This window comes from Nocardioides sp. NPDC059952, assembly GCF_042730435.1.
Taxonomy (GTDB): Bacteria; Actinomycetota; Actinomycetes; order Propionibacteriales; family Nocardioidaceae; genus Nocardioides.
Genome location: NZ_JBHWLY010000119.1, coordinates 1 through 11,019, shown reverse-complemented (window position 1 = coordinate 11,019; position 11,019 = coordinate 1). Strand labels below are relative to the sequence as shown.

13 protein-coding genes are annotated in these 11,019 nt (G+C 68.6%); 3 read left to right on the top strand and 10 right to left on the bottom strand.

Features of this window, described 5'->3' with window-relative positions; all coding sequences use genetic code 11:
* The first annotated feature begins 81 nt into the window (after positions 1-81).
* Positions 82-816 carry a helical backbone metal receptor gene (locus tag ACFV9G_RS29020; RefSeq protein WP_378732796.1) on the top strand — a complete coding sequence of 245 codons (735 nt, stop codon included), beginning with the start codon at positions 82-84 and terminating at the stop codon, positions 814-816.
* Here ACFV9G_RS29020 and ACFV9G_RS29015 read toward each other — a convergent pair.
* The 7 genes from ACFV9G_RS29015 to ACFV9G_RS28985 form a co-directional block, all read right to left on the bottom strand.
* Positions 764-1,135, bottom strand: a complete 372-nt coding sequence (locus tag ACFV9G_RS29015) for a YrdB family protein (protein WP_378732794.1) — start codon at positions 1,133-1,135, stop codon at positions 764-766. The two genes, ACFV9G_RS29020 and ACFV9G_RS29015, sit on opposite strands and share 53 nt — an antisense overlap.
* Positions 1,136-1,163: 28 nt before the next feature.
* Positions 1,164-1,919, bottom strand: coding sequence for a DinB family protein (locus ACFV9G_RS29010; RefSeq protein WP_378732792.1), 756 nt, complete (start codon positions 1,917-1,919; stop codon positions 1,164-1,166).
* A gap of 44 nt (positions 1,920-1,963) precedes the next feature.
* Positions 1,964-2,722 carry an enoyl-CoA hydratase-related protein gene (locus ACFV9G_RS29005; protein ID WP_378732790.1) on the bottom strand — a complete coding sequence of 253 codons (759 nt, stop codon included), beginning with the start codon at positions 2,720-2,722 and terminating at the stop codon, positions 1,964-1,966.
* A 47-nt stretch (positions 2,723-2,769) separates the two neighbouring features.
* Positions 2,770-4,146, bottom strand: coding sequence for an ABC transporter substrate-binding protein (locus ACFV9G_RS29000; RefSeq protein ID WP_378732788.1), 1,377 nt, complete (start codon positions 4,144-4,146; stop codon positions 2,770-2,772).
* A gap of 42 nt (positions 4,147-4,188) precedes the next feature.
* Entirely contained in the window at positions 4,189-5,046 is an 858-nt protein-coding gene (locus ACFV9G_RS28995; RefSeq protein WP_378732786.1) for a carbohydrate ABC transporter permease, read from the bottom strand.
* A complete protein-coding gene (locus ACFV9G_RS28990; protein ID WP_378732784.1) occupies positions 5,043-5,957 on the bottom strand; it encodes a carbohydrate ABC transporter permease in 915 nt (304 codons plus the stop codon). The genes ACFV9G_RS28995 and ACFV9G_RS28990 overlap by 4 nt, the downstream gene beginning before the upstream one ends.
* 97 nt (positions 5,958-6,054) lie before the next feature.
* A complete protein-coding gene (locus ACFV9G_RS28985) occupies positions 6,055-6,729 on the bottom strand; it encodes a dihydrofolate reductase family protein (protein WP_378732782.1) in 675 nt (224 codons plus the stop codon).
* A 43-nt stretch (positions 6,730-6,772) separates the two neighbouring features.
* Here ACFV9G_RS28985 and galE point away from each other — a divergent pair, with 43 nt between their 5' ends.
* The gene (gene galE, locus ACFV9G_RS28980) at positions 6,773-7,750 is read left to right on the top strand and encodes a UDP-glucose 4-epimerase GalE (protein ID WP_378732780.1); all 978 of its coding nucleotides are present in this window, start codon (positions 6,773-6,775) and stop codon (positions 7,748-7,750) included.
* A gap of 120 nt (positions 7,751-7,870) precedes the next feature.
* Here galE and ACFV9G_RS28975 read toward each other — a convergent pair whose 3' ends face one another.
* The 3 genes from ACFV9G_RS28975 to ACFV9G_RS28965 all read right to left on the bottom strand — a co-directional run bounded on the left by ACFV9G_RS28975 (position 7,871) and on the right by ACFV9G_RS28965 (position 9,953).
* The gene (locus ACFV9G_RS28975; RefSeq protein WP_378732778.1) at positions 7,871-8,437 is read right to left on the bottom strand and encodes a hypothetical protein; all 567 of its coding nucleotides are present in this window, start codon (positions 8,435-8,437) and stop codon (positions 7,871-7,873) included.
* Positions 8,415-8,855: a helix-turn-helix domain-containing protein gene (locus ACFV9G_RS28970; RefSeq protein WP_091045907.1), complete on the bottom strand. Its 441-nt coding sequence runs from the start codon at positions 8,853-8,855 to the stop codon at positions 8,415-8,417. Before ACFV9G_RS28970 ends, ACFV9G_RS28975 begins: the two co-directional genes overlap by 23 nt.
* A gap of 141 nt (positions 8,856-8,996) precedes the next feature.
* Positions 8,997-9,953 (bottom strand): asparaginase, encoded by a 957-nt coding sequence (locus ACFV9G_RS28965; RefSeq protein ID WP_378732776.1) that lies wholly within the window; start codon positions 9,951-9,953, stop codon positions 8,997-8,999.
* Positions 9,954-9,981: 28 nt separating this feature from the next.
* Here ACFV9G_RS28965 and ACFV9G_RS28960 point away from each other — a divergent pair, with 28 nt between their 5' ends.
* Positions 9,982-10,917 carry a sulfite exporter TauE/SafE family protein gene (locus ACFV9G_RS28960; protein WP_378732774.1) on the top strand — a complete coding sequence of 312 codons (936 nt, stop codon included), beginning with the start codon at positions 9,982-9,984 and terminating at the stop codon, positions 10,915-10,917.
* Positions 10,918-11,019 lie beyond the last annotated feature (102 nt).

Genomic DNA, 11,019 nt, shown 5'->3' with positions numbered 1-11,019 from the left:
GACCAACACGGTCGCTTACCGTGTTGGTCTCGACACCCCTCCGCCTAGCGGCTCCGGCGGCTCGACCAGCGGAGGAGAGATATGGACGACCTAGGCACTCGATACAACGGGCCGCAGCCAGCGACGCGGGTCGTCTCACTCGTTCCGTCGCTGACCGAGGCGCTCGCCTCGGTCGCGGCGGACCGGCTGGTCGGGGCAACGGACTGGTGCACGCATCCGGCCGACCTGGACGTACCCCGCGTGCGTGGCACCAAGAACCCCGATCTGGCCGCGATCGCGGCGCTGGCGCCGGACGTGGTGGTGACCAACAAGGAGGAGAACCGGGAGCTGGACGTACGCCGACTGCGGGAGCGGGGCATCCGGGTCTGGGTGACGGACATCGAGACGGTCCCCGACGCCATCAGCTCGATGGAACGGCTCCTCGACGGGCTCGGCTGGGACCGCCCCGACTGGCTCGCGGAGGCCCGCCGGCTCTGGTGCGGGCCGCTCCCCCAGGTCACCCGCCGGGTCGCCGTCCCGATCTGGCGTGACCCGTGGATGGTGGTCGGCTCCCGGACGTTCACCGGCGACCTGCTGCGGCGGCTGGGCTGGGAGAACGCCTTCGGCGAGCAGGCCGACCGTTATCCGCACGTCGATCTGGCCGAGATCGACGGCGCCGGGGCCGATGTCGTGCTGCTCCCCGACGAGCCGTACGTCTTCACCGCCGGGGACGGCCCGGAGGCCTTCGCGCGGACGCCGACCGAGCTGGTCAGCGGCCGGCTGATCACCTGGTACGGGCCGAGTCTTCTCGAAGCACATCGGTGGGCAGCCGGCTGATCGCGGGGATCTGGGCCAGGCCGTTCACGACGACCGAGAAGACCAGCAGGGCGAGCGCCCAGCCAGGGTGACCGGCATCGAGGAGCGCCAGCGAGGCGAGCCCGAAGACGATCACCTTCACGACCGGCCGGACCACGGGCCCACCACGAGCCGCCTTCGGCGAGGCGAACAGCCACCAGGCGAACATCGCCACCACCGGCAGCAGCCAGACCAGCAGCCACCGCGGCTCGTGCTCCCAGCCCCACACCCCGAACGCGGCCATCGCCAGCAGCTCGTCGACGAAAACCAGGCTCAGCACGGTCCATCCGAACACCTTCACGGCGACATCGTAGGGGCGTCGGGCCACCTCAGCCAGCGGATAGAACCGCCAGGTCGCGTACGGCATATCGGTGGTGCTCGGCCTCTTCCCCGAGGACGACCCCGAGGCACTTCCGTACGGCGTAGTCGGCCGTCTGATCGTTGCCGACCGGCTTGCGCGAGCAGCTCCGGTCGAGCTCCTCGGCGGTCAGGGCGTCGACGTAGCGGCGGATCGTGGCCATCCTTGCCAGCCGCGGCTCGAGCACCTCGTCGAGGCTCGCCTTCACGTCCGGCGTGAGACCGAGCTCGCCCACTGGATCCATCGGCCCGTAGCCGAGCGGGTGATAAGGCGAGTCCTCTTCGAGCACCGGCGCGCCGAACCACTTGTCGCTCGCATAGAGCAGGTGGCGCAGCGTCTCCACGAACGACCACTCGTCGTCGACCTGCTCGTGGAGCAGCTCCTCGGGCAGGCCACGCGCCTCCTCCACGGTCGCTGCCCACGTCGCCTCGATGGCGTCCCAGGCCGCGCGGAAGTCGTCGGGCGCGCTCGCCTCCCGGGCGAGGACCCGGTTGGGCTCGACCCGGTCGAGCTCGGCGTCGACGTAGGCGGTGACGTCGACGTCGTTGACCACGACCCGGCCGAAGTCACCGCCGAGATAGACGTCCTTGCCCCAGGCGTCGACGATCTTCAGCCGGCTCTCGAACCAGCAGTCCCGGATCTCCAGGCCGCTGATATCACTCTGCCGGATCAGCGCGTCGCGGAACCGGTCGGTCTCGACGTACGTCTTGTTCTGCTCGGAGGGCATACGTCATCGTCGGTCGACCCGGCGCCGGCGTCAACGGAGATTGGTCAGCGGAAGGCGGGCTTCTCCTTGGCCAGGAACGCGCGTACGCCCTCTTTGAAGTCGGCGCCGGTGTAGACCTCGCGCAGCAGGTCCTCATCACCCTCCGGCGAGGCCTCGGCGCGAGCAGCGAAGGCGGCGAGCTGGGACTTGGTCGCCCGGACGGTGACGCCGGAGAGCGGCAGGATGCCCTCGACCAGCGCGTCGACCTCGTCGGCCAGCGAGTCGGTGACGGCGGTCAGCGCGCCGGTGGCATAGGCGCGGTCCGCACCGACCAGCCGGGCGGCGAGCAGCATCTCGCGCACGATCGGCTCGCCGAAGACGGCGGCGGCGCGGTAGACGATGGAGGCCGCGAGCGCGTTGCCGAGGGTCTTCGCGATCGGGTAGCCGAAGCGGGAGTGCGGTGTCGCGACCCGTAGGTCGCAGTGGGTCGCGACCGCGAGCCCGCCGCCGACGCAGACGCCGTCGACCGCGGCGATGGTGACCTGCGGGAGCGCGAACAGCTTCTCGAGCAGCGAGCGGATCCAGTCCTCGTAGTCCACCGCGTCGCGGGAGAGGAAGTCGGAGATCTCGTTGCCGGCGGCGAACGCCCGCCCGCCGGCGCCGGCCAGCACCAGCACCTTCACCGACTCGTCGGTGGCCAGCTCGTCGCACAGGTCGTGCAGCGCGCCGTACATCGCGTGCGTGAAGGCGTTGTGCTTCTGCGGCCGGTTGAAGGTCACCTGTACGACGCCCGGGCGTCGCTCCACTACCAAGTCCTCGCTCACGAGAACCGAGCGTAGGGCACCCCGCAGGGTGCCCTACGCCGTGTTCATCAGATGTGCGGCTTGACCTGGTCGGTGTAGATCTTCTCCAGCGCCGCCTTGAGGCTGTCCATCTCGGTCTGGACGTCCTTGTTCTCGGTGAGGATCGAGGCCATGTGGTTGGCCATCTCCAGGTCACCACCGGGCAGGAAGACTCGGGCGTAGTCCTGCGAGCGGGTGTTGGGGAGCTGGTCGATCGCGACCTGCGCCTGCGGGGTCTTCTGCAGGATCGCGGCGGGGTCGGCGGACTTGCGGATCGGCACGTAGCCGGTCGCCTCGGAGAACTTGATCGCCTGCTCGGGCTCGGTGAGGAACTTGATGAAGGTGCCGGCCGCGAGCTGCCGCTCGGGGCTGATGTCCTTCGGGATGCCGACGCCCGAGCCGCCGGTCGGGCAGATCCGCTCGGTCTCCGCCGGCCCGGCGGGCAGCGGTGCGACGCCGACGTCGAACTTCGCCGAGGTGATCGCGTTGATCAGGTCACCGGTCGAACCGACGGTGGCGCTGGCTACACCCGCCGCGAAGTCCTGGATCTGGTCGACGCCGGCGACCCCGGCGACCTTGTCCTTGTAGACCCAGTCCTTGAGGAAGGAGAGCGCCTCGACCGCCTCGGCCGAGTTGCAGGTGATGTCGAAGGACTCCTCCTTCGACCAGCCGCCGCCCCAGCCCCAGAGGTTGTTCTGCAGGGTCCAGCCGGCGTAGCCCGCCAGGGCCGGGAACTGGAAGGCGAACTTCGCACCGCTGGTCGCGGCGAGCTCGGTCTTCCACTCGTCGAACTCCTCCCAGGACTGCGGGCCCTGGTCGGAGAGGCCGGCCTTCTTCCAGTGGTCCTTGTTGTAGTAGAAGAGCGGCGTCGAGCGCGCCCACGGAACCGCCCAGTGGGCGTCGTCGTAGAGATAGTCAGCCAGCAGCGAGTCGACGTAGTCGTCGGTGTCGAACTCCAGCGCCTCGAAGAGGGAGTCGAGCGGGATGATCTGGTCGTTCATCTTGTAGCGGAACCACCACACGTCCGACAGGTTGATGATGTCGGGCAGGTCGCCGCCGGTCTGCGCCGTCTGGAACTTCTGCGCGATCTCCTCGTAGTCGGCCCCGGCCGTGACGAGCTTGACGGTGATGTCGGACTGGGAGGCGTTGAAGGCGTTGACGATCTCGGTGCTGACCTTGATCGAGTCACCGGGGTTGGAGGTCCAGAAGGTGACCTCCTTGGCCGGCTTCACACCGCTGAAGTCGATCTGCTCGACGGCGCTGGCAGCGCCGCCGCCGCCGCTTGTCGAGGGCCCGCCGCCGCAGGCGGACAGCGCCGCCGCGGAGATGCCCAGGGCGCTGAGGCCGAGGAACCGTCGTCGGTCCAGGATCAGACCCGAGCGATGCAGGTTGGACGAGGTATTCATGAAGCATCCTTTCCCTGTTGTGCCAACTGTGGGCTGAGAACGTCAGCCTTTGACGCCGCCTTGGGTGAAGCCGTTGACGATGTGACGCTGCAGGAACGCGAAGACGACGAGGATCGGCAGCAGCACCATCACGGTGCCGGCCATCAGGACGCCGAACGAGCTGGCCGCGGACTCGCTGTTCTGCAGCAGCGTCAGACCCCGCGGCAGCGTCATCATCGCGGGGTCGGTGATGATGATCAGCGGCCACAGGTAGTCGTTCCACTCGTAGACCACGTTGACCAGGGCCACCGTCGCGATCGACGGCAGCGACATCGGCACCACGCAGTGCCACAGCCTCCGCCAGTGGCCGGCGCCGTCGAGGTGAGCCGCCTCGATCACCTCGTAGGGGAGCTGCATGAAGGCCTGGCGCAGCAGGAACGTACCGAAGCCGGTGCCGAGGCCCGGCAGGATGAGTCCCCAGTAGGTGTTCTCGCCCCCGAGGCTGCTGATGAAGACGTAGTTGGGCAGCGCGGTGACCTGCGGCGGCACCATCATCGTGGCGAGCACGCCCCAGAAGACGTACTTCTTGCCGGGGAACTCGCAGAAGACCAGGCCGTACGCCGTCAGGATCGCCAGCAGCACCTTCAGCCCCGCGCCGACGACCGTGACGATGGTGGAGTTGAGGAAGAGGCGTCCGAAGGGGACCTTCAACGCGGCCTCGGAGTAGTTCTCCGGCTTCCAGACCTCGGGGAAGACGACCAGGTCGGTGGTCGCCAGGTCGCCGGGGCCCTTGAAGGAGGCCAGGATCATGTAGCCGAGCGGCAGCACGACGACGAGCACCGCGAGCAGGAGCACGAGGTAGTCGCGTACGGTCAGCGGCGTGAGCCGCACTCTTCGTGAGGGAGCAGTCGTGGTGCTCATCGGTAGTGGACCCGCCTCTCCACGACGATCAGCTGGACGAGCGTGATCACCACGAGGATCGCGAAGAGCACCGTGGACAGCATCGCTGAGTAGCCCGCCTGGCTCTGCTCCTTGAAACCGGTCAGGTAGGCGTCGAAGATCAGGGTGCGGGCGCCCCGGCCGAGCTTGTCCATCGCGATCAGCAGGTCGAAGGCCTGCAGGCTGTTGAGGATCGTGGTGACCAGCAGGAAGAACGTGGTCGGCGAGAGCAGCGGCAGGGTCACCGTGAAGAACCGCCTCACCGGACCGGCACCGTCGAGATCGGCCGCCTCCAGCACGTCGCCCGGCACCGCCTGGAGGCCGGCCAGGTAGATGACCGCGGCGTAGCCGAGGTTCTTCCAGACATAGACGATGATCACCATCGTCAGCGTCCACCGAGGCGAGTTGATCCACTCCGGGCTGTTCAGACCGACGTCGCGCAGGATCGCCGAGAGCGCGCCGATGTTGGGGTCGAAGATGTAGAGCCAGGCGAGCCCGACGCCGTAGCCGGAGAGGATGTAGGGCGCGAAGACCGTCGCCTGCGCGAACCCGGCACCGGGAAGCTTGCGGTTGAGCGCCAGCGCGACACCGAGACCCAGGGCAAGGGTGAGACCGACCGTCGCGACGGTGAAGATCGCCGTCGTGGTCAGCACCTCCCTCGCCTCGCCGGAGGTGAAGAAGTCGCGGTAGTTGCCCAGCCCGACCGGGGTCGCGAACTTCGAACCCAGCGTCCAGTTGAGCGTCGAGTAGTAGATGTTCTGAAAGAGCGGCCTATAGGTGAAGACCACGATCAGGGCGACGTTGGGCGCGACGAACGCCAGAAAGATCAGCCACTCCCGTATGCGCCTTCCCGAGAGTGCCTGACGTGGTCGCTTGGTGGTGACGGCCGTCATACCTGGCACGATCGGTGAGTCAAGCGGCTGGCTCGGACCCCGTCAAGAGTAAAACTCTCGGTCTCAAGATTTCGTTACCGGAAACTGACCGTGAACGTCAGGTCGTTACGAGCCAACGTCCGAGCAACGTGCCCTCGTGCTCGATGAGCGAGCCGAGAGACACCGGTACGTCGGTCGGCGGCCCGGTCACGATCCGTCTGCCGTCGCCGGCGAGGAGCTTGGGCGTGATCGTGTGGCAGAGCTCATCGACCACACCGGCCTCGAGCAGCGAGCCGAGAAGGGCCGGGCCGCCCTCGCAGAGCACGTGGCGCAGGCCCTCCTCGTGCAGCCGGTCGAGGAGCCCCGGCAGGTCGACCTCGGAAGTGCCGGTGACGTAGACGTTCTCCTCGCCGATCTCCTCGCGCGCGGCGTCCAGGCCGGGCGCTTCGGCCACCGTGGCGAGCCGGACCGTGCCGGGCTCGCAGCCGCGGAGGTCGTCGGGGACCCGGCCGCGGCGGGAGACGATGACGATGGGCGTCCCCGTGGCGGCGTACGTCTCGGCGACGGCGGTCCCCGCCCCGACCAGGATGGCGTCGGCGAGGTCGCGCAGGACGTGGAAGACGTCGACGTCGACGGCGTTGTTGACCGTGCCGGAACGGCCGTCGGAGCCGGTGGCCGCACCGTCCAGGGAGCTGACCATGTTGGCCCGCAGCCACGGCAGGCGTGACGGTGCGTAGATCGCGCGCAGGCCTTCGGGGGTCGTCGGGTCGCCGTCACCGTGCAGGAGCCTCACCCCGCAAACCTAACCGCTCAGGACACCCCGCTATCTTCATCGCATGAGTTGGTTGGTTACCGGAGGCGCGGGCTACATCGGATCGCACGTCGTGCAGGCACTGCTCGACGCAGGCATCGAGCCGGTCGTCATCGACGACCTGTCCTCGGGATTCGCGAAGTTCGTGCCCGACAACGTCGCCTTCGTCGAGGCGACGCTGCTGGACAGGTCCGCGATCGAGCAGGCGATCTCCGACCACGGCGTCGAGGGAGTCATCCACCTCGCCGGCTTCAAGTACGCAGGCGTGTCGGTGCAGCGGCCGCTGCACACGTACGCACAGAACGTCACCGGCACCGCCAACCTCCTCGAGGCGATGACGGCCACCGGTGTCGACAAGCTGGTCTTCTCCTCGTCCGCGGCCACCTTCGGCACCCCTGATGTCGACCTGGTCACCGAGACCACGCCGACCAACCCGGAGAGCCCCTACGGCGAGTCGAAGCTGATCGGCGAGTGGCTGATCGCCGACGTGGCGCGTGCCGAGGGGCTCGCGCACACCAGCCTGCGCTACTTCAACGTCGTCGGCTCCGGCAGCAAGGACCTCTACGACACCAGCCCCCACAACCTCTTCCCGCTCGTCTTCGACGCGCTGGCCAAGGGCAAGACGCCGCAGATCAACGGCGACGACTACGCGACCCCCGACGGCACCTGCGTACGCGACTACGTGCACGTCGCCGACCTCGCCCACTCCCACGTCGTCGCCGCCAAGCGGCTCGCCGAGGGCAAGGACCTCGAGCCGGTCTACAACCTCGGCTCGGGCGACGGCTCCTCCGTGCGCCAGATCATGGACGCCATCCGCGAGGTCACCGGCATCGACTTCGAGCCGGTCATCAAGCCGCGCCGTCCCGGTGACCCCGCCCGCATCGTCGCGACCGGCGAGCTCGCCCGGCGCGACCTCGACTGGGAGATGCGCCACGACCTGCGCTCCATGGTCGCCACCGCCTGGGAGGCCCGCCAGGCCGCGGGCGCCGACTACCCGAGCTGATCTCGGGCGGATGTTCACCGAGGTAACTCGGTCAACGCGCACTCTCCTTGTGGAACTCCATGAAACAAGCGACGGCTCACCGAGTTACCTCGGTGAGCCGTCGGGCGTGCTGGGCCAGGATCAGGCCTTCTTGGCGGCCGTCTTCTTGGCGGGAGCCTTCTTCGCGGGGGCCGGCTTCTCGGCCGGAGCGGCCTCGGCCTTGGGGGCCTCGGCCTTGGGGGCCTCAGCCTTAGGGGCCTCGGCCTTGGGCGCCTCGACCGGGGCCTCAGCGGCCTCGGCCTTCTTGAACTTCGCGACGAAGGTCTCACCGCGGGTGGCGAGCTTGTCGTAGGTGCCGGTGGCGGAGTCGGTGGTCTCGTCGAGCTTGGCCTTGACGGTGGTCTTCAGCTTCTCGGGCAGGACTGCGTACTGCTCCTTGGCCAGGGCCGGGAGGGTCTTCGGGTCGAAGCCGGTCACCGTGGTCTTGGCAGCGGTCGCCTTCTCGGTCGCCTGGGTGCGGTAGGCGGTGGCCTTCTCGGTCGCCTTGGAGCGGGCGTCGGTCAGCTTGGTGGTCGCCTCGGAGCGGTAGTCGTCGACCTTCTTCTGCAGGTCGGTGGCATAGCTCTTGACGGTCTCGTAGGCGAGGTCGGCGACGCCGGCGACGGCGTTGAGGGGCTTGGTGGTCTCAATCTTGGGCAGCGTGGGCATCTGGGTTCTCCTCGTGATGGGGTTCAGCGGTTTCATCGGCGGCCGGCGCATCGTCGGTGACACGACTGTTGAGAGCAAGGAACGAGTGATAGACGTCGAGCAGCGAGTGCTTCTGCCGCTCGGTCAGGTTCGGGTCGGCGAGCACCGCGAGCTCCACGGACCCCCCGACGTTGGAGTCGGGGCTGAGGATCCCGGCACGGACGTAGACCTGCTCCGCCGAGATCCGCAGCGCCTTGGCGATCTGCTGGAGGACCTCAGCCGATGGCTTGCGCAGACCGCGCTCGATCTGGCTGAGGTAGGGGTTGGACACACCTGCCTGGTCGGCGAGCTGACGCAGAGACATCTCAGCCGAGATCCTCTGTTCCTTCAGATACTCGCCGAGCGTGCCTACCGCACTCGTGACCTTGCTCTTGACCATGACTCCAGTGTGCTAACAATTGCTAGCAATCACAAGTCCTGGGCAACCGAAGTGACACACATCACCCACTAGTTGCTTCATCAACCGGCGGAAACATGCGTGAAACCTGGATCGCAACCTCGCTAGCCGGCCGCTAGCAACTCACAGGAGCGCGCGGACCTCGCCCACCCGGACCCCGCCGCCGAGGATCGGCGCGTCCCCGGTCGCCCGCAAGGCGTCGGCGTCGACCCCGTCGAGGTCACCGACCCCGTCCCGCAGCAGCGCGGCGGCCATCACCGCCGCTCGCGCCCGGTCACCGCCGTCGTCGGCCTTCAGCGCCCACGCACGGCCGTCCGGAAGCGCGACGGCGTAGACCGCCTCGGCGCCCAGCTTGCCGATCAGGCCCGGTACGGCCCGGTGCAGCGCGACCTCGTCACGCGTCGTGCCCGAGACGTACTCGGGGTGGGACCGGATCGCCTCGGCGACCCGCGCGGCCGGACCGTCGACCGCCGAGCCGATCGTCGAGAACGCCCGTGCCAGCCCGGTCAGCGACGCGGACAGGGCAGGTGCCCCGCAGCCGTCGACGGTGGCGTACGCGGTCTCGCCGGTGCACGCCTCGAGCACCTCGCAGATCCCCTCCTGGAGCGGGTGCTTCGGATCCAGATAGCCCTCCAGCGGCCAGCCGGCGGCGACGCAGGTGGCGAGCATCGCGGCGTGCTTGCCGGAGCAGTTCATCGCCAGCCGGGTCTTCGGCTCGCCGCGACGGAGCGCCTCCTCCCGCGCCTCGACCCCGAACGGGTAGTCCTCGATGTTGCCGAGCGCGGACTCGTCGAGGCCGACGGTGGCGAGGATGCGGCGTACGCCTTCCTGGTGGAACGCCTCACCCGAGTGAGAGGCGCAGGCGAGGGCGAGCAGGTCGGGCGGCAGGTCGAGGCCGAGGATCACCATCGCGAGGGCCTGGACCGGCTTGTTCGAGGAGCGCGGCAGGATCGGCGACTCGACGTCGCCGAGCGACCAGGCCACGGTGCCGTCGGCCGCCAGGGAGACGGCGGACCCGTAATGGTGTCCCTCGACGAAGTCGGAGCGGATGATCTCGGCGAACGGCACGGGTGCTGGCATGGGGGCGACACTATGTGAGAGTTGCCCCGTGTTCGCCGACCTCCTCACCCAAGACGCATTCAGCGTGCTCGTGGTCAGCTTCGGCATCGGCATCGTCGTCGGGCTGACCGGCATGGGCGGTGGCGCGCTGATGACACCGGCCCTGATCTTCCTCGGGGTGCCGCCGACGACCGCGGTCGCCAACGACCTCGTCGCCGCCTCGGTCAACAAGTCGGTCGGCGCCGCGGTGCACTGGCGCCACGGCTCGCCCAACATCCGGCTGGCGGCCTACCTGATCATCGGCTCGGTGCCGTGCGCCTTCCTCGGCACCTTCGTCCACAAGCTGGCACCCGGCGACACCGACCACTTCCTCAAGCTGATCCTCGGCGGTGCGCTGCTCTTCGCCGCGGCCTCCTACATGTTCCGGATGTACCTGCAGCTGCGCCAGGTCGCCGCCGGCAACGAGGCTCCCGACGAAGATCCCCGCCTGAAGCCGCTCCTCACCATCGTCATCGGCGCGCTCGGCGGTCTCCTGGTCGGCATCACCTCGGTCGGCTCCGGCTCGGTCATCATGATCGCGCTGCTGCTGGTCTACCCGACCCTCTCCGCGGTCAAGCTGGTCGGCACCGACCTTCTCCAGGCGGTGCCGCTCGTCCTGGCCGCCGCGATCGGCCAAGTGCTCAACCACGGCGTCGAATGGGCGGTCCTGATCCCGCTCATCCTCGGTGGCACCCCCGGCACCTTCCTCGGCTCCCGGATGGCCCGCTGGGTCTCCCAGTCGGTCATCCGGCGCGGCATCGTCATCATGCTGACGCTCTCGGGCGCCAAGATGCTCGGCGCCGACGCCACCTTCCTGCTGCTCCTCGGCGGCGCGATGCTGCTCCTCGGCCCGCTCGCATGGGGCTTCATCCGCCAGTCGCGCGGCCTGGACGCCTTCGACAACAACGCCGCCGCCTGGCGCATCCCCGAGCGCTCCGAGAAGTAGTTTCTCGCGCTGGTCGAGCCGCGAGGCCGCCTGCGGCCGAGCGTGTCGAGACCAACACGGTCCCCTCTGCGCCCGATGGCACCGTGTTGGTCTCGACACGCC